Raw genomic sequence first — 17,515 nt, 5'->3', positions numbered from 1 at the left:
TTAAAAAACGAGTTAGACCTTGACATCCTAGAAAGAACTCAAATTTTTAGAATTTTGCCAAATCTCCACATTTTGTAATTAAATGAATTGTTGTTATTTTTATTTGTATTTAATCTAAATAATAGTCATTTTTGTAGCCAATGGAAAAAGCATGTGTCGATATTAACCAACTGATTAACGTTTTCTCGACCGATAATGGCTCGGTATATCAATCTGATAAATTAAACTGCTTTTATGTAGATTTTGGGGGGAAGTTCGCTCGTTATAATTGTTCATCATTAAAAAAACTAAAGACGATTATAGAGTGTGTTGATATAGAAGCACTGCTTTTAGATACGAACAGAGCAGATTTCGAATTGATTACATTTAACGGTTGCGACCATATTTATTTACTAAATGCATTAGAAATTATTGCTTTTAAAGAATTAATGCAGGGTGCGTTTACAATGTTTAAGTTAAATTTGATAATTAACGATTGTTTACGTCGCTTAGTTTATTAGGGGCATTCTAAATTTTCTATAAATAACTAATGCGTACAGGCTATTCAACCTTCGATGCGAATGTTGGAAATCTCTGTCATAATAAGTCATTTCATTGCCTATCAGTGGTATAAGAGAAAATTGGACACTAACCTTATTTAAACTCATTACAAATACTTGCTTTACAGCAATTTAGACTAATTTCATATTACAGATAAACAACACAAATCATCCCTAAAGGTGTTACATTTGTATCAAGAAAGAAAAGATATGAAAGATTTAATGCGCATAAAAAGTTTAATCTCACAAGAGATTGAAACACTTCTCAACCAGCAAATACAAAAGGAAGCCCATTCGTCTTCACTATATCTATCAATGTCATCGTGGTGCGATCAAAATGGATTTGACTTTTCAGCAGATTATTTTGCAAAACAAGCCGAAGAAGAGCGTATGCACCAATTAAAACTATTTAAATATGTTTTAGACATGGGTGGAAATGCAATTTCTCCTGAAGTTACGGGGATAAAAACAGACTTTACCAGTTTTAGAGAGGTTTTTGAAGATGCGTTAGAAGCAGAAGTTGCAATTACCCAAAGCATAAAAAATTTAACTGGCAGATGCCATAAAGAACAAGACTTCGTAACCGTTGAATTTTTAAACTGGTTTTTAAAAGAGCAACGTGAAGAAGAATATAAAGCCCGCAGAGCTTTGGAATTATTTGATGTGATAGGCGAAGAAGGCACCGGAAGATGGGAAATTGATAAGCATGTTAACAACATTGCGTACTCAGAATAATAATTTAACAATCACGAAATTAAAAGTCGCCTTATTAAAAAAGGCGACTTTTTTTTTATTTCAAACAATTTTAAAGCAAAAAAGCTCCAATAGTTTTACACTATGAAGCTTTTTTAGGCTAGTTTATTTGATTTATGTTGATTATGAATAAGTCTTTTTAATAGTTTTTTAAAAAAGCGCCGTTTCCGGCGCCTTTTTTAAAACCAAATATAAAATAATAATTAACGAGCATCACAAAAGTACAAATAAAATCAGTAAAAGCAATTATTTTCGCAATAAAAGATAAAAATTATAAACATTTCAAATAAAAAACACTAAAAAAAGAAAATACACTTAATATTTAGTTCATAATTATAATAAAAAATCAATATTAAGACAATAAATGTAAAAGAATGAAAAAAATATCACTTATAGCGGTATTTTTTCAAAATAACCTTCTATTCTAAATAAAAAACCACTAAAAAGATAGATATACACACGAAATTTCAGTATTTAACGATAAATAGAGAAATTAAATCAATAAAATAATCAATTTCTCTTTAAATAAATTTTTTATACATAACAAAAAAGAACAGCTAAACTTTTTCTTCGTTGCTATTTTTTACTTTTATAATTGCAACACCCACGCTGCGAAAATTTTTCTTTTTAATGAGGATGCAAACGCTTACTTTATTCGCTCAATTATTCTCAGATGATTGAAAAGGTAACGATGGGTTCAAACTCTGAACTGTGCTAAACGCATCCGTTTTAGGCAAATTGTTGACTGAAAACTGAATTATTTTTTCTTAAATTTGCACCTTTTACAAATATCGATATGATTAAGAGACAACAAATTAAAGATTTATTAAAATCGACTGCGTTTGATACAGAAGTAACGGTTATGGGATGGGTTAGAACTTTCCGAAATAATCAGTTTATTGCTTTAAATGATGGAAGTTGCATGAGCAACATTCAGGTGGTAATCGATTTTAATAATTTACCAGATGAGTTGTTGAAAAGAATTACAACGGGTGCTGCGATTGCTGCAACAGGTAAATTAATCGAATCTTTAGGGAAAGGACAAACTGTAGAGATTAAAGCCACATCTGTAGAGATTTTAGGCGATAGCGATCCTGAGAAATTCCCTTTACAACCTAAAAAACACAGCTTAGAATTTTTAAGAGAAATTGCGCATTTGCGTTTCCGAACCAATACCTTTAATGCGGTTTTTAAGGTTCGTCACGCATTGGCTTTTGCCATTCACCAGTTTTATAACGACCGTGGTTTTGTATATATGCACACGCCGATTATCACCGCAAGTGATGCAGAAGGCGCAGGTGAAATGTTTAAAGTGACTACGTTAAATTTTGACAATACGCCCCGTACAGAAGACGGAAAAGTGGATTTCTCTCAAGACTTTTTTGCACGCGCAACCAATTTAACGGTTTCTGGTCAGTTAGAAGGCGAATTGGCAGCAATGGCTTTCGGCCAAATTTATACTTTCGGACCAACTTTTAGAGCCGAAAACTCGAATACAACCCGTCACCTTGCAGAATTTTGGATGATTGAGCCCGAAGTTGCTTTTGCCGATTTAGAAGATAACATGCAACTTGCAGAAGACATGATGAAGTATGTAATTAAATATGCTTTAGACAACTGCAAAGAAGAATTAGAATTTTTAAACACACGTTTAGCAGAAGAAGATAAACAAAAACCACAAAATGAACGCAGTGATTTTAGTTTATTAGAGAAATTAAATTTCTGCTTGGCTAACGATTTTGAGCGCTTAACATATACAGAAGCAATTAAAATTTTAAAATTATCTAAACCAAACCAAAAGAAACAATTTAAGTATTTGATTGATGAGTGGGGAGCGGATTTACAAAGCGAACACGAACGCTTTTTAGTAGAAAAACATTTCAAAAAGCCAGTAATTTTAACGGATTATCCTGCTGATATTAAGTCGTTTTACATGCGACAAAATGAGCCAGATGCCGAAGGTAGAAAAACGGTTGCTGCGATGGATATTCTATTTCCTGGTATTGGCGAAATGATTGGCGGTTCGCAACGTGAAGAACGTTTGGAGAAATTGACCAATCGTATGGAGGAATTAAACATTCCACAGGATGAATTGTGGTGGTATTTAGACACTAGAAAATTCGGTTCTGCTCCACACGCAGGTTTCGGTTTAGGTTTCGAGCGGTTGGTTCTATTCGTAACCGGTATGACGAATATTCGTGATGTAATTGCTTTTCCAAGGTTTCCTAAAAATGCAGAGTTTTAAAACCCCTAAATCCCTGCCTGACCGGCTGGCAGGCCCTGAAGGGGACTTTTAAAAGCGCTCGTAAATATATAGCGCGCTAAGTAAGTTGGAAAAAGATCGACATCATTGCCTCTTAATTTGCTTAACTCCTTGATGGCTATTCTTTTAAGTATCAAATACCATAATTTCAAAAGTTGGGGCTTGTCCCCGACTTTTTTATTGACCAATTTCTTGGTTAACATCGATGACACTGGCAGAGTTTTTGTATCTTTGCGGGTAAGAACAAGGAATAAGGAGGTAAACACTTTTGACTTTGAACTCAATTGGGGCCGTTTTTGGATTTGACAGGGTGGCGTAGATTACGTTAGCATGCAGTGCGTTGTACGGAGAGCACTTAAAAGAGAACGTTCACAATTTTAGTTGGCGAAAATACTTACGCCTTAGCTGCATAGTTTAGAACTATCTAGCTTTTGTCCCTCTAGTTGCTGCATTGTTAGACTAGAAACCGGGGCATCGAAATAACAAAGCTGGCCGTGTTTAGGTATGACGCACGGTGAGATAAAGTACCTAAGGTTTTAAGTAAGGTCGGTTTTCAGCCCGTTTAATCCCCGAAAATTAATTGAAAAATAAGCATGTAGAAGATTTAATACTTCACACAACTGGACAAGGGTTCGACTCCCTTCGGCTCCACAGAGTAGCTTTATAATCAAGTAGCTACGAAATTAACACTCAATTTTACACCAACAAAAGTGTAGTTGGGTGTTTTTTATTCATTTCACGATTTCCTTAACTTACCATTTGGAAGCAAAAAAATACGAGAATTTTTATACCTTTATCTTGTGACTTTTAGATATAAGGTTTTAATCTCTGCGCTAGGCTCAGTAATTTTATTTACAATTTTACTCTTTTTCACCCCAGTAAATGATCGAACATTTATAAATGTATTGTCTATTATCGGTTTTCTTTTATCTTTATTAGGAATATTAATTGCATATTTTCAAATTCTTTCGATAAAAACAATTTCAGATGAGACCAATAAAAAAATTGGCCAAAGTATCGAATTAAACAATAAAATCTTTACTCTATCTGACTTATCAAGAAAAGCTGCCATGGTCGATGAAATAATGGGTTATTTGCGAGATAATAAGATTGACATGTGTATTCTTAGAATGAAAGATTTAAAAATTATAATAAACAATTTAAGAAATCAAGAGAAATATCATGCACTTGTGTCCAGAAAACAATTCAAGGGTGTTTTTGATAATTTTAACTTAGATTTATATAATTTCCAAACAGCACATTTAGGCAGTTCTATAAATAAAGCAACTGTTATAAAACATTTAGAAGATTTATCTACTCTATTCCTAAGCGTTGAAATAAAATTAAAAACCCACAATTATGATACCTGAGAAACTTGCTGAACTGATAAAATTGTTAACAGAAAAAACAAAAAACAAAAAAGCTATTTGGAATAAAGGAAGTAGTGACTCACAATTTAAAATTTCTGTGTCGGATGGTATCTCGATGACAATTTCTTCCTTCCAAAATAATTGGGACGAGCATTTTGAGGTTGTAGTTTTCAATAATAATGGAACTGCAATTCAAAAATATATAACAGACAATAGCTCTACAATTGAAGACTTTCAGCTGTTAACTGAATTTCATCAAGCAGCAAATAACGAATATTATAAAATTGATGAAACAATGGATGAACTTTTGAAGTCAATTAAAAGTGACGAAGTTATTGGAAATAAGGAGATTGAACTAAATAATGAAGAAGACAACTTGCCATTCTAATTTAACCTCAATTTTTTACATCAGTAATTAATTTGGCCTTTTTACAACAATTTATCTACTTACTAAATAAGATTATTTTACGATCAAATTGATGTGGAAACAATTCCATTCAAAATAATTATGGATTTACAGATTATTAAAACCGAAAAAGAATACAAAAAATTATTTAATTGCATTGATATCCAATTTGATTTGGCAGTTCATCCAGAAAGTAAGAAAGGTGAAAAATTACAAGTTGCACTTTCGCTCATTAAACAATTCGAAGATTTAAATTACGCTATTCTAGTTCCTAATACACTGGAAGTAGTTAAAATTAAAATGGACGAGAATGGATTAAAAAGTAAAAATTTGATAAGCTGGACTGGAAGTGAGCGATATGTGTGTGCCTTGTTAGGTGGTAAAAAGCCACTTACTTTAAAAATTGCTAAAGTGTTGCATCAAAAATTGGGAATTCCTGCAGAAGTGCTTTTGAGGTAATCATAGTTTTACTAACGATCTTATCATACCTCATTCTAAGCAAACTTATCGCATCTGGCAAATCATCTTTTTTTTCAATATAAAAACTAATCCAACCTGAATTATTAAATACGTGATGTGCTTTTGCTTTGCCCGTGGCAATAAGTTCAGCCTTCGTTTTTTTATCGAATAGAATGTCTAAAATGCCATTACTGTGCAAGTGGCCAATCTCATGTTTGCCATAATTGAATTGAGTTCCTCCAAATTTGTGCAAGCTTATGGTTACGCCATTCCAATTCAATATTTCTTCTTCAAGATCATCAAACCAATCCAACTTTTCTGATTTTGAGATAAACAGCCACAGCTTTAAACCACTATCAAAAATGAGCGCCGTTAAAGGGATAGATTTTATAAAACCCAAACGTTTAACCACAAATGAAAATATCATTTTTCGCTCAACTCTTTAATATGATCCATCACCCGTAAATGCACATTTCTAGTAATGCTTTCAGCCCAAACATCGTAATACCAGATCGGGAAAACCTTTAATTTGTACCAGCTATTGCCAGTCAGCGTTGTTGTACCATTTCCATTATCCTTTAATAAAAACTGCCCTCGCTGAATGTCAATATGTCCCATAATTTCAGGGTCTTGAGGTTGAGCAACAATATCAAACGTCAAATCTTTATTCACGTCAAAAGTCACTATTTTTTCATCAAATACGTAGCCATTACTAAAAATACACTTGCGTCCTGCCCCTAGTTTATAATCGGTAACCGTTGTAGCCATCGGACTTGGCATACCTATTTTAAATAACCAATAATTATTTGGTTGCTCTATTTTTTCAAAAGCAACCACATTTTTCCAAATTTTTGCTGGCGATGCATTGATTACAATTTCATCAGCCACCATATTTTCATAATTGTGATCAGAAATAGAATCGCTGATGAACGCAATAAGAAGTAGTGAAACAATACTCACATTTAAGGTTTGGTTTTTCTTTTTAAACATCATTTTACCAATAAATGCCCCTGTAATCACAAATACAAATATAAGTGGCGATACAATGATTAAGCAGATTACACCTTCACGTAAGAAAACATAACTTAATAAAATGGCAATAAAACTGTTAATTAGGGAGTAACCAAGTATTGTCTTCGTTTTAAGAGCTAAATCTCGCCAGAACCAAGCGCTAATAATTCCTAACAGAATAGGTAAAATTACAAATTGTGAATACACTAAAACACCACTACTATCTGAATTTAGTGCTTTATTAACACCGACAATAGCCAATACTACTATATTAGGGATTAAAAACCCTAACAATTTATTAGATTTAAATTCTTCAGAAATCATATTAATTTTGGTTTAATCAAACCTAACGATAAATTATTAAACTTTCAAAAGTTATTGAAAATAAAAATAATTTATTTAACTCACCCTTTTTCCCCTTTAACAACAACTCCAAACCTTCGCTACTAGTATTTCTCCCTTCTTGTCTTATGGACTCACTATCAATAACATTTTACTCAATTTTTTAGGTTAATATTTGCAAAGTAATACTTGCGTTAGTTCTCCCATTAACTTGCGTTGTATTTTAGTCGTTTATTAGGTTATCTATATTCGTACTAACTACCTAAATAGTGAACATAGCTTATCGAAGTAAAACACCTTGATATTTAGCCTAATTTTTTAGAAATATATCGTATTAATTAGTTGAATAATCAGTTTATAGTTAGGTTTAAACCTAACCCTTGTAAAACTTTCAAAAAGCTAGATAGTTGAATATCAGTTTCTCCCTTTTCTACTTTTGCAATGTACGGCCGTTTTACACCAATCCGCTCAGCTAGCTCCTGCTGGGTTAAATGTTGCGATTTGCGTTTTTCTTTAATAAATTCACCGTAATAAAAAGCTAATGCTTTTGCTCTAAACTCTTCACGTTTCGGCATTGTCTCTTTTCCATACTTATCATCCAAATAACTATTAGCGCTATGGCTATCTCGCTCTATCTTTTCTAAATCTATTTTTGGTCTGTCCATTGCTCAAGAATTTTAACTGCCTTTTTTACTTCTTTCTCGTAATCTTTTGTAGATTTTTTAATAAATACACTTAGAAAAATAATGTATCTTGCTTGGGTAATGTTATCGTGATCTATAGTAAAACACAATATTCGGTACTCATTATTTAGCTGTATTCTAATTTCGTATAAATAGGTGTTTACAAGCCTTTTGGCTATTTTAGAATTTATGACAGGTTGGCTAATTAGCAAATCTAAAATATATTCTATTTTAGTTTTAACATTTTCATCTGCATTATCTAAAAATAGCTTAAACTCTGTGGTAAAATCTACTCTTCTCATACCGCTACAAATGTAATCAATTAATTACTTTTTTAAAAATATTCGAGGACCACAATAACGCACGATTACCTAACTCACTCTTTTCCCCTTTAGCAACAACTCCAAAGCTTCATTTAATGTGCCTGCTTTTTGTACTTCGCCATCGTTTACAAAATAAATTTCATCGGCATTTTCAATGGTATTTAAACGGTGTGCAATAATAACCAATGTGGTTTCTTTCGATAATTTATTTAAAATACTGCTCAACAATTGCTCGGTAATCGTATCAATATTAGCTGTTGCTTCATCCAAAATTAGCAATTCTGGGTTACGTAAAACGGCTCTCATAAAAGCAATCAACTGTTTCTGACCTAAACTTATATCATCAGAAGCAGCTGTAATTTTAGTATTTAAGCCTTCATCAAAAATGGCCAATAATGCATTTAGGTTAGCATCTTCAATTATTTTTTCCAGTTCTTCATCGGTAACATTTTGATAATCGCTATTGCCATAAAGTATATTATCTTTCACCGTTCCAGTAAACAGAAACGGTTCTTGCAAAATAAAACCGATTTTCTTTGTGCGCTGCGCTGGCGTATAAGAGCGAATGTCTTTTCCATCGAGTAAAATATTTCCTTTGGTTGCGTCATACAAACGAGAAATTAACGAAGCTGTTGTTGTTTTCCCACCACCAGTCGGCCCAATTAGTGCATAAGTTTTACCTTTTTCGAATTTTAGGTTAATGTTATGGAGAATTTCTTTAGCATCATCGTAAGAAAAATGAACATTTTTAAATTCTAATAAAGCATCAGAATGAATTGTTTTATCATTTTCAACTTGTTGTAAGTCGTTATTTAGCAACAGAATTTGAGAAATCCGATCCCAACTTGCCATTGCTACCTGAAAACTTGTCCAAAGTGCAGCCAATTGTCTTAACGGATTATAAAAATTAGTAGCGTAAGCAATATAACTCACCAATAAACCTAAAGAGAAGCTACCAATTACAATTAAATGAATACCAAAGAGCAGTACAATTAATTGCGCAATGCTCGAAAGCAAGCCATAAACTGGCACGAAAATATTGTTTGCCAAACCCGCACCTATTGCAGTTTTATAATTAATATCATTTACTTCATTAAACCGTTTCCTAAAATAATCTCTCCGATTGAAAGCGATAATTACCTTAAAATTATTTAAACTTTCCTGTATTTCGGCACTCATACCGCCAACACTTTTTAAATTTTTCGCGTTTTTCCTTTTCACCCATGGCGATAAAGCGATTGTAAAAAGCACAATAAAAATGGCTGGAGAAAGTGTTGCAGCCCCGAGTTCAGTATTAATGCTCAACAAGAAAATACCGGCACCAATTATGGTAATAATACTACCAATAAATTGCATTAAAGATTGCGAGAAAAATTGATTCAGTTTATCAGTATCGTTATTTACCCTCGAAATTAAATCGCCAGCTTTGTTTTGGTTAAAGAAAGAAACGGGCAACTCTTGAAGCTTATTAAAAATAGCATTACGTAAAGTAAAAAGCATCCTTTGACCAACCCCACCCATTAAGTTGGTTTGCGTATAGCCTGTAAACATTGCAGTTATATACACCAACAATAAAATGCCCCCAAACATTAAAACGCCATGAAAATCTTTCGTTCTGATGTAGTTATCTATCGTGTAACCAATTAAAAGCGGGCCAACTAAAAGTAAACCCGAGTTTAATATAATAGCAATTAAAGCCAGCCACAAGGTTTTACGTTCAGCAGCGATTAATTTAAGTAATCTTTTAAGCGCTTGGTAAGTAGATTGCTTTTCTTGCTCGTTAGAAAGCGCGTTAAGATTGTAATTCATAATTGCTTGTGCTCTGTTGTGAATTGTAAATTTGAATGTATTCTGGGCTCGTTTTCAGCAATTCTTGATGGGTTCCTTCTGCAATAATTTCGCCTTGCATAAGCAGAATTACCTTATCGTAATGTGCAACCGATGCAATTTTTTGGGTGACAGATAAAAGCGTTAAACCAGGATAATTTTTCTGAATATTTTCTAAAATTCTTTTCTCCGTATTGGTATCAACGCGAGCTGTAAAATCATCCAATATCAAAATTTTAGGATTGATGGCCAATGCCCTAGCCAACATAATCCGCTGTTTTTGCCCGCCCGATAAGCTATTTCCTCGTTCAGAAACTATTGTGTTTAATTGATCGGGCAATGCACTTACAAAATCTTTTAATTCTGCAGTTTGTATGGCTTTTTCTAATGATTCATCGGTAATGATATCGCTAAAAGCAATATTTTCTCGAATACTCATGTTAAACATAATGCTATCTTGAAAAACAAATCCTACTTGCTGATGAAAATTTTCTTGATTGTATTGATCTATTTTTTCACCATCGAAAAGTACTTCACCTTGTGTTGGTTCGCCCAAACCTGTAAGAATGTAAAGCAACTGCGTTTTACCGGCAGCAGTTGGCCCAATGATGGCGGTTTTTGTACCCGCTTTTGCAGTGAAAGAAATATCCTTTAAAATTGGTTTTTGGTCGGCAGTTAATGAAATATGCTGCACTTCAACATCGCCAACTAATTTAGTTAATAAAGTACCTGGGTGTTGTACTCGGGGCTCATTTAAAACACTTTCAATTCTTTGGTATGATGCCGACGCCTGTGCAATCACATTACTCATAAAGCCAATTACTAATATTGGAAATAGAATGAGCGATAGGTAACTGTTAAAAGCCGCAAACTCGCCTAAAGTCATGGTATCGTTAATTACAAAATGGCCACCTAGCACCAAAATTGATAATCCGGAAAGATTGGCAACAAACACAATAATAGGAATTAGCGCAGCGAAAAGACGCAAAATAGATAGGCCCAAATTCCTCGCTTTGGCATTTGCATCTAAAAACTTATTGTACTCCAATTGTTGCGAATTAATTACTCTAATAAGCGCCGAGCCTAAAATACTTTCGCTAATTACTTTGTTTAACCAATCTATAACCGCTCTACTTTCTATAAAAAGCACTTTAACTTTTTTCAAAACGTAGAAAAATGCGCCACCAATAATGGGAACAATTACGATTACGCATAGTGCCAGTTTCCAATTAATGATTAACAATAAAATACTCGCCCCAAAAATTAAAAAGATAGAAGAAGCGATAGAAACTATGGCTTGCGAAACAAACATTTTTATCGAATCGGCATCTGAAGTGAGGTTGGTTAATAACTTTGATGGGTTTGCTTTGGTGATGTAAGCATGACTCTGTCTGGAAATTTGATCAGAAAGTTTTGTCCTTAAATCTCGTGCAACGCGCTCTGAAGCATACGTTTGTACGATACTTTGCAGGTAGGTAAAAATAAAAACCAATATAATTGCCAGTGCAAACTGAAATAAAATGGTGTTTAAATGGAACGTTTTATTGGTATATGAATCAATTCCTTCGGCTATAATTTTAGGAAGCAACAAATTTATTCCATTGCTTAAAAGTGCAAAGAAAATAAGCAGAAAAATTAAGCCTTTGTATGATGCAAGTAAACTAAAAACACTTGGTTTTTTAGCTTCTTTTGGTTTTGACATTTTATCGATGATATTTTGTAAAACTCAAATTTAATCCAATTATTTGGATTGTATGTAATATTGAATTAATTAAAAGAAATGGAATAATAATAAGCGAAAGTAGGTTCATTTAACGCAAACGCTCCAACTAAGAAATAATTGGATGCAGAAGCCGGATATAAATTAAACCAATATACGATTTGCACAGCATTATTAGGTGTTTTGCACTGCCCATTATTTATAAACGGGATGGAAGCGTTATACTTTTTGTTTTTTGAACGTTAACAACTTTAATAGCACGATAGCAAGAAAGTTGTTAACTCAAATTACAAAAAGATTTAGCGAACAGCCCGACTGCCTCTTCCGATGAAAAACTGATGTACTTTTTCGAATGATTAAAAATCTATTTGCTATTAAACAATGCTTACCTTTGTAAAAACCATTGAAGAAAATGGTTAACCCAAAATTATGATTGAAGTAGGAAAATACAACGAATTAAGAGTTTTAAACAAAACTGAAGCAGGTTTAAACTTAACGGATGGCGATAAATTGGTTATATTACCTTTCCAATATGTGCCGAGCGGTTTAGAAATTGGCGACAATGTAAAAGTGTTTGTGTACATCCAAAAAGATGGTCGCTTAACGGGAACCACGCAAAAAGCCTATGCCGAAGTTGGTGATTTTGCTTTTTTGAAAGTTGTTTCTGATGGAGAAGACGGTACATACATGGATTTAGGCATTGATAAAGATGTTTATGTGCCTGTAAGAGAGCAGAAAAGGCCAATGCAGAAGGGCTACAAATATGTAGTTTATGTGCACTTAGATGAAAGTAACGACCGGTTATTGGCATCGTCTAAATTATATGATTTTGTTGAGGAAAATACCTTCGATTTTGAAGAAGGCGATGAGGTTAGTTTATTAATTACAGAAGAGACAGATTTAGGTTTTAATGCCATTATTAACAACACTTATATTGGTTTATTATATAACAACGAGGTTTTTGACAATATCCAACCCGGCGATTTACGTAAAGGATGGATTAAGAAAATTCGTGTAGAGGGCAAAATAGATTTAACTTTACAGCCAAGTGGTTACGGACATATTCTAGATTCTAAAGAGATGATGTTGAGCGCACTTAAGAAAAGTGGTGGTGTGATAGAATTAGGCGATAAAAGTTCGCCGGAAGAGATTTACCATCGTTTTCAGATTAGCAAAAGTGCTTTTAAAAAAACGATTGGTTCGTTATATAAAGAACGCTTGATACAGTTATCTGATGATTCTATTAGGTTGATTACTGATGAGGAAGCAGAATAAGCGCTAGTTTTTAAGTTATTTTTAACCACAGATAAAAAGGATGAGCACGGATAATTAACTTTATTTTCCGTGCTTTTTTTGTGTTTACGTGGCTAAATTTTTATTGGTGAGGTACAATTTTAAAAATAATCTTCCTGTGCTGTTTTTGCAAAAAGTTGAGGTGCAAAATTAACTAAATACAATTCTTTTTTGGCGCGGGTTACCGCGGTATATAGCCACCTTAAAAAATCGAGATCTATCATTTCTTCGGTTAAATACCCTTGATCGGCGAATATTGCATCCCATTGCCCGCCTTGTGCTTTATGGCAAGTAACGGCATAAGAAAATTTAATTTGCAGAGCATTATAAAATGGATCTTGCTTAATGGCAAGCATTCTTTGGCGCTTATTTGCAATGTGCGAATAATCTTCATTTAACCCATCAAAAAGCTTTTTACTTTCTTCGTAAGGTAAGTTTGCGGTTTCCAAAGCCAAGGTATCTAACATCACTTTACAACTAATTTGGCCCGCAGCCGGAAAATCCATAAACTCCAAAGTTGCTTCAGCAAAACGGAATCCATATCGTTCCTCTTCACTCCTAACGCGAATTACTTTTGCCATATCGCCATTCGCGATGAAGGCAGTTTCTTCATTTTCGGGTAACCAAAAATAATTGTTTTTAACCACCATAATTTGGTCGCCACCTGTTAATTCTTCTTCTCTGTATAGCAACCGTGCCCTAATTTGCTCGTTGTAAATATTGGCCGATTTGTTGGAGCGACAAACCACCAGCGTATTTTCCATACCAAACTTTCTATACGCATATTCCAAACCTTCAACCAATCTGGCGCCTGCCATGTTGTAAATATCTTTATAATTTTTAGTGAGGAATTTTGGCAATGGGTTTTCTGGATTTTTTATAATCTGATTCCGCAACATGGTAGCATTCGCTAAAATACCCGATTTTTTTTCCTGCCGAACCACTTCTTTTAGCTCAATGGAAGTAACTTTTAAAGCAAATTTATCCTTTATATGTACATCGTTTAAAGCCGGACTATCCAAACTTCCAACGGGAGGTAATTGTGCTGTATCGCCCACAAAAAGCAGTAAGCAGTTTTTATCATTGTAAACAAATTCTAATAAATCTTTTAAAATTGATGATCCCGTATCGTTGTATTCATCTGAAATCATCGAAGCTTCATCGACAATAAAAACAGTGTTTTCTGATAAATTTGGAGCGAGTTGAAATTGAAGTTCGGGCGAAGTAGAAGAGCGCTTTCTATAAATTCGTTTGTGTATGGTTAAGGCTTTACGATATGAATATTGGCTCATTACCTTTGCTGCGCGTCCCGTGGGCGCTAACAATTCACTTCTAAAATTAAAGTTTGCCAATACTTTTACCAACGCCGCTACCGATGTGGTTTTTCCGGTGCCTGCGTAACCTCTTAAAATAAAGCAACGATGTTCATCTTCTTCTTGCAAAAAAACCGACATCCGCTCGCAAAAAAGTAGTTGCTCTTTAGTGGGCGTATGTTGGTAAGCGTTGGCAATGAGTGAGCTTTTATCGAGGATCATTTAAGGCGAATTACAACATAAAAAATGCTAATATAACGTTCTACTATTAAATAAACATCCTTAAAATAAGTATTTGGGCGTTTTAACACGCTTTCCGCTTTATCTTTTTGGCAGAAAAAGCCAAAAAGCCTGCCTGCCGGACAGGCAGGGATATCGCTCCAATCGTTAACGCTAGCGATTCCTAAAAAACATTGATAGAAAATCAATTTAAGGCTTTTAATTATCGAAATCAACTTTTACAATAACAAAGTTTCTATACGATGCGCCATAACCATATTTTGCCTTTTACTCCAACTAAAAATTGTGAAATGACCATCTTGAGAGGCTACCAATCCCACGGCTTGAGGTTGATCGTTTATAAACTGCGCAACCGAAAAGTGGCGTGTACCGCCGAGTTGCCCGGGATATAAAATCTTGTCTTCGCCACCAATTATGGGTTCGGAGAATGCAATTTTTTCTACAGTAGGCTTACCAATTCCACGTCCAATTTTTGCTCCAAAAGCAATTAAATCAAATCGATCGTTAATAATAGTTGCGCCATCAACGGCCGTTAATCCTGCCAAATGTTCAACCTCTTTTCTTAAAGCACCTTGAGAGAAGATTTCGCTTTGGTTGCCAACTTGCTTCGCTAAATTGGATAAACCACAAAACTCTGGCTCTACCAAATATTGTATAGGATGTATAATTGATTCTGTCCATTTCTGATCATCTTTCGGTACAATTAGCAATGCACCACCCCTACCGTGGCTCCGCATGGATACAGCAAATTGAATTAAAATATTAATGGGGTCGTTCCAACTGGCAAGTACGGTTAAATCGAGCAATGCCTTTAAAATCGGCGGACAATCTCTGTTGTTGCAACTCGTATCATCTACAATTCTAATCTGCTCGCCCTTTAAAACTGCTACGTTGGTATATTTTCCAATGCCATAAATTCTACGGTGTTTAATCACAATTAAACCCGGTGCAGATACATCCACAACAAAGCAAAAATTAGGAATATTTAAAGTTGTACCCCAAATATAAAGTTCTCCATCTATAACCCACACACCAACATGAATACCAGAACGCTCTACACCTGGTGCAATTTTTGTTAAAGTAGTGGCGTTTAAAGGCAAAGGTTTTGCAAATTTTAAAGGCTTAGAAGTTTGCGATGGTGGCAAAAATGCAATTGAAATTTTTGGCGAATGACCTTCTTCTTTTCTTAAACTACTCCAAAAAGCAACATCAATTAATACCTCAATTATTTCTTTATTGGGTTGCGTAGCCAAATCAACTTCACCCTGAGCCACGGCATTTGCATGCAATTTCACAAAATGTGTTTCAATAGTTGCCGCAATGGTATTTGCAGCCTTGTAAGTAGGCTTGTAACTCATGTGTCGAATTTAACATGAAAAACTGATTCTTTTATTAATGCTAAAGTTTGATTTTCGTAAAAAAATTAAACTCGCTCGCTTTTGACGGATCGAAAAACGATAAACGAATGAGGAGCAACGCGATTCAACTTTACACTTTTAACCTATTATCTGTGGTTTAATTATTAAAAAACGCTATTTTTGTTTTAATGAGCAACAATAGCCTTTCGTTAATCGATCCAAACTTTAAAAATGATGCTTCGAGCAATTGCCATTTATTGTTAAAAATAACGAATAATAGTTTTTCTTATGCGGTGGTTGACGAAAAAACGGGCAAAATTAATTTAATATTTGACAAGCAACATTGCGAAAATATTGAAGATGAATTAAAAATGGCTTTTAAAAATGATTTATATTTATCCAAGCCTTACAGCGCAGTAAAGGTATCTGCACATACTTCGAATTTCATTTTTATACCCAACGAATGGTTTAATGCAGATGATTTATCTGTTTATTCGCAATACCTAGCCTCATCAGGAAAAATTTATTCGAAACCAACCAAATTAGGGTTTAATACAATTTTTTGTATTGATGACTTTATTGCCGAACAATTACCTAATGAAGCAAATATTTTTACGCAAGCTTCATCATTAATTGCGGTGATTGATGCATTACCAAACCACGCACTACTAATTGATTTTACTTCATCATCGTTCAATGTTTTATATACGAAAGACGGAAAGTTAAATTTCCAAAATCACTTCTCTGCAGAAACTGGCGAAGAGTTTAATTACTTTTTACTTTTTATAATTAAGGCGCTTGATCTAAACGATTCCATCCCGGTTTATATCCAAGGTATTATTGATGAAGACGATGCCCATTATAATTGCTTGTTAAAATATTTCAACCAATTGTATTTTTTTACTCCTCAAAAAAACAGCGATAACGAATTATTGGCCGATATGCCGAAACATTATTTTAGTGATTTACTTGCAATCGGTTTATGCGAATAATAGGAGGCAAATTAAAAGGGATACGCTTGCAACCGCCAGCAAATTTACCAGTTAGGCCCACAACTGACATGGCAAAAGAAGCGTTATTTAACATTTTAAACAACCGTTACGATTTTGAAGCATGTACAGTTTTAGATTTATTCTGTGGAACGGGAAATTTAACTTTTGAGTTTGCATCCCGCAACGCGGAAACTATTTTAGCCATAGACCAAGATTATGGCTGCGTAAACTGGGTTAAAAGCATAGCCACGAAGCATTCATTTAATCAGATTGACGTGCGCAAAGGCGATGTTTTTAAGTTGCTAAAACAGCTAAGTGGCACGTACGATTTGATTTTTGCAGATCCGCCGTACAACATGGCCAACATTCCACAGCTACCAATTTTGGTTTTCGAACAAAAGCTTTTAAAAGCCGATGGATTGCTCATTGTAGAACATCAAAGTAATATGAAATTGGATAAACTAAATGGCTACACAGAAACTCGAAAATATGGTAATTCGTCTTTTAGCTTTTTCGAAAATGCCGAATAGTTTTGCGATTAACGTTTAATTTGTGCCTGCTGAAATTAAATTCTCTTCGAATTTTATTGCGATAATTTAACCACATTACTAATCATAAAAATA

Annotated in this window: 17 protein-coding genes and 1 other RNA gene; 10 read left to right on the top strand and 8 right to left on the bottom strand. The window is 34.0% G+C overall.

The genetic code is table 11. From position 1 onward, the window contains the following. Positions 1–140 precede the first annotated feature (140 nt). From EZJ43_RS06315 to EZJ43_RS06285, 7 genes are all read left to right on the top strand, one after another. Entirely contained in the window at positions 141–500 is a 360-nt protein-coding gene (locus EZJ43_RS06315; protein ID WP_133261835.1) for a hypothetical protein, read from the top strand. Between the two features lie 249 nt (positions 501–749). Continuing rightward, the gene (locus EZJ43_RS06310; RefSeq protein ID WP_133261834.1) at positions 750–1,274 is read left to right on the top strand and encodes a ferritin; all 525 of its coding nucleotides are present in this window, start codon (positions 750–752) and stop codon (positions 1,272–1,274) included. Between the two features lie 814 nt (positions 1,275–2,088). Then, the gene (asnS, locus tag EZJ43_RS06305) at positions 2,089–3,537 is read left to right on the top strand and encodes an asparagine--tRNA ligase (protein WP_133261833.1); all 1,449 of its coding nucleotides are present in this window, start codon (positions 2,089–2,091) and stop codon (positions 3,535–3,537) included. A gap of 304 nt (positions 3,538–3,841) precedes the next feature. Further along, positions 3,842–4,209, top strand: a transfer-messenger RNA (tmRNA) gene (gene ssrA / locus EZJ43_RS06300). 146 nt (positions 4,210–4,355) lie between these two features. Beyond that, positions 4,356–4,925, top strand: a complete 570-nt coding sequence (locus EZJ43_RS06295) for a hypothetical protein (protein ID WP_133261832.1) — start codon at positions 4,356–4,358, stop codon at positions 4,923–4,925. Continuing rightward, entirely contained in the window at positions 4,915–5,313 is a 399-nt protein-coding gene (locus EZJ43_RS06290) for a hypothetical protein (RefSeq protein WP_133261831.1), read from the top strand. The genes EZJ43_RS06295 and EZJ43_RS06290 overlap by 11 nt, the downstream gene beginning before the upstream one ends. A gap of 93 nt (positions 5,314–5,406) precedes the next feature. Beyond that, a complete protein-coding gene (locus tag EZJ43_RS06285) occupies positions 5,407–5,790 on the top strand; it encodes a helix-turn-helix domain-containing protein (RefSeq protein WP_207924577.1) in 384 nt (127 codons plus the stop codon). Here the strand turns inward: EZJ43_RS06285 and EZJ43_RS06280 are convergent. The 6 genes from EZJ43_RS06280 to EZJ43_RS06255 form a co-directional block, all read right to left on the bottom strand. Continuing rightward, complete coding sequence (locus EZJ43_RS06280) at positions 5,738–6,217, bottom strand: luciferase domain-containing protein (RefSeq protein WP_165953092.1); 480 nt, start codon at positions 6,215–6,217, stop codon at positions 5,738–5,740. The two genes, EZJ43_RS06285 and EZJ43_RS06280, sit on opposite strands and share 53 nt — an antisense overlap. Continuing rightward, positions 6,214–7,125: an SRPBCC family protein gene (locus EZJ43_RS06275; protein ID WP_133261830.1), complete on the bottom strand. Its 912-nt coding sequence runs from the start codon at positions 7,123–7,125 to the stop codon at positions 6,214–6,216. The genes EZJ43_RS06280 and EZJ43_RS06275 overlap by 4 nt, the downstream gene beginning before the upstream one ends. Positions 7,126–7,493: 368 nt before the next feature. Beyond that, the gene (locus tag EZJ43_RS06270) at positions 7,494–7,808 is read right to left on the bottom strand and encodes a helix-turn-helix domain-containing protein (protein ID WP_133261829.1); all 315 of its coding nucleotides are present in this window, start codon (positions 7,806–7,808) and stop codon (positions 7,494–7,496) included. Continuing rightward, positions 7,790–8,128, bottom strand: a complete 339-nt coding sequence (locus tag EZJ43_RS06265; protein WP_133261828.1) for a type II toxin-antitoxin system RelE/ParE family toxin — start codon at positions 8,126–8,128, stop codon at positions 7,790–7,792. The genes EZJ43_RS06270 and EZJ43_RS06265 overlap by 19 nt, the downstream gene beginning before the upstream one ends. A 69-nt stretch (positions 8,129–8,197) precedes the next feature. Then, complete coding sequence (locus EZJ43_RS06260; RefSeq protein ID WP_133261827.1) at positions 8,198–9,958, bottom strand: ABC transporter ATP-binding protein; 1,761 nt, start codon at positions 9,956–9,958, stop codon at positions 8,198–8,200. Further along, positions 9,942–11,678 (bottom strand): ABC transporter ATP-binding protein, encoded by a 1,737-nt coding sequence (locus tag EZJ43_RS06255; protein ID WP_133261826.1) that lies wholly within the window; start codon positions 11,676–11,678, stop codon positions 9,942–9,944. Before EZJ43_RS06255 ends, EZJ43_RS06260 begins: the two co-directional genes overlap by 17 nt. Before the next feature lie 447 nt (positions 11,679–12,125). On the opposite strand from EZJ43_RS06255, the gene EZJ43_RS06250 reads away from it, so the two are divergent. Next, complete coding sequence (locus tag EZJ43_RS06250) at positions 12,126–12,971, top strand: CvfB family protein (RefSeq protein ID WP_133261825.1); 846 nt, start codon at positions 12,126–12,128, stop codon at positions 12,969–12,971. Positions 12,972–13,090: 119 nt separating this feature from the next. On the opposite strand, the gene EZJ43_RS06245 is transcribed toward EZJ43_RS06250, so the two are convergent. Next, on the bottom strand, positions 13,091–14,524 hold the full coding sequence (locus EZJ43_RS06245) for an ATP-dependent DNA helicase (RefSeq protein WP_133261824.1): 1,434 nt from the start codon (positions 14,522–14,524) through the stop codon (positions 13,091–13,093). A gap of 236 nt (positions 14,525–14,760) precedes the next feature. Next, a complete protein-coding gene (locus tag EZJ43_RS06240) occupies positions 14,761–15,900 on the bottom strand; it encodes a putative sensor domain DACNV-containing protein (RefSeq protein ID WP_133261823.1) in 1,140 nt (379 codons plus the stop codon). A gap of 188 nt (positions 15,901–16,088) precedes the next feature. On the opposite strand from EZJ43_RS06240, the gene EZJ43_RS06235 reads away from it, so the two are divergent. Further along, positions 16,089–16,892, top strand: a complete 804-nt coding sequence (locus EZJ43_RS06235) for a DUF3822 family protein (protein WP_133261822.1) — start codon at positions 16,089–16,091, stop codon at positions 16,890–16,892. After that, entirely contained in the window at positions 16,883–17,422 is a 540-nt protein-coding gene (locus EZJ43_RS06230) for an RsmD family RNA methyltransferase (RefSeq protein WP_133261821.1), read from the top strand. Before EZJ43_RS06235 ends, EZJ43_RS06230 begins: the two co-directional genes overlap by 10 nt. Positions 17,423–17,515: the final 93 nt, after the last annotated feature.

This window comes from Pedobacter changchengzhani (genome assembly GCF_004354365.1).
Classification (GTDB): Bacteria; Bacteroidota; Bacteroidia; order Sphingobacteriales; family Sphingobacteriaceae; genus Pedobacter; species Pedobacter changchengzhani.
This window is presented reverse-complemented; position numbering and strand designations above follow the sequence as displayed.

What these genes read in the sequence shown, in the direction of transcription:
- EZJ43_RS06280 (WP_165953092.1), bottom strand. Translation starts at nt 6,217, where the DNA reads ATGATATTTTCATTTGTGGTTAAACGTTTGGGTTTTATAAAATCTATC.
- EZJ43_RS06290 (WP_133261831.1), top strand. Translation starts at nt 4,915, where the DNA reads ATGATACCTGAGAAACTTGCTGAACTGATAAAATTGTTAACAGAAAAA.
- EZJ43_RS06245 (WP_133261824.1), bottom strand. Translation starts at nt 14,524, where the DNA reads ATGATCCTCGATAAAAGCTCACTCATTGCCAACGCTTACCAACATACG.
- asnS (WP_133261833.1), top strand. Translation starts at nt 2,089, where the DNA reads ATGATTAAGAGACAACAAATTAAAGATTTATTAAAATCGACTGCGTTT.
- EZJ43_RS06310 (WP_133261834.1), top strand. Translation starts at nt 750, where the DNA reads ATGAAAGATTTAATGCGCATAAAAAGTTTAATCTCACAAGAGATTGAA.
- EZJ43_RS06255 (WP_133261826.1), bottom strand. Translation starts at nt 11,678, where the DNA reads ATGTCAAAACCAAAAGAAGCTAAAAAACCAAGTGTTTTTAGTTTACTT.
- EZJ43_RS06315 (WP_133261835.1), top strand. Translation starts at nt 141, where the DNA reads ATGGAAAAAGCATGTGTCGATATTAACCAACTGATTAACGTTTTCTCG.
- EZJ43_RS06230 (WP_133261821.1), top strand. Translation starts at nt 16,883, where the DNA reads ATGCGAATAATAGGAGGCAAATTAAAAGGGATACGCTTGCAACCGCCA.
- EZJ43_RS06240 (WP_133261823.1), bottom strand. Translation starts at nt 15,900, where the DNA reads ATGAGTTACAAGCCTACTTACAAGGCTGCAAATACCATTGCGGCAACT.
- EZJ43_RS06260 (WP_133261827.1), bottom strand. Translation starts at nt 9,958, where the DNA reads ATGAATTACAATCTTAACGCGCTTTCTAACGAGCAAGAAAAGCAATCT.
- EZJ43_RS06235 (WP_133261822.1), top strand. Translation starts at nt 16,089, where the DNA reads ATGAGCAACAATAGCCTTTCGTTAATCGATCCAAACTTTAAAAATGAT.
- EZJ43_RS06265 (WP_133261828.1), bottom strand. Translation starts at nt 8,128, where the DNA reads ATGAGAAGAGTAGATTTTACCACAGAGTTTAAGCTATTTTTAGATAAT.
- EZJ43_RS06250 (WP_133261825.1), top strand. Translation starts at nt 12,126, where the DNA reads ATGATTGAAGTAGGAAAATACAACGAATTAAGAGTTTTAAACAAAACT.
- EZJ43_RS06275 (WP_133261830.1), bottom strand. Translation starts at nt 7,125, where the DNA reads ATGATTTCTGAAGAATTTAAATCTAATAAATTGTTAGGGTTTTTAATC.
- EZJ43_RS06270 (WP_133261829.1), bottom strand. Translation starts at nt 7,808, where the DNA reads ATGGACAGACCAAAAATAGATTTAGAAAAGATAGAGCGAGATAGCCAT.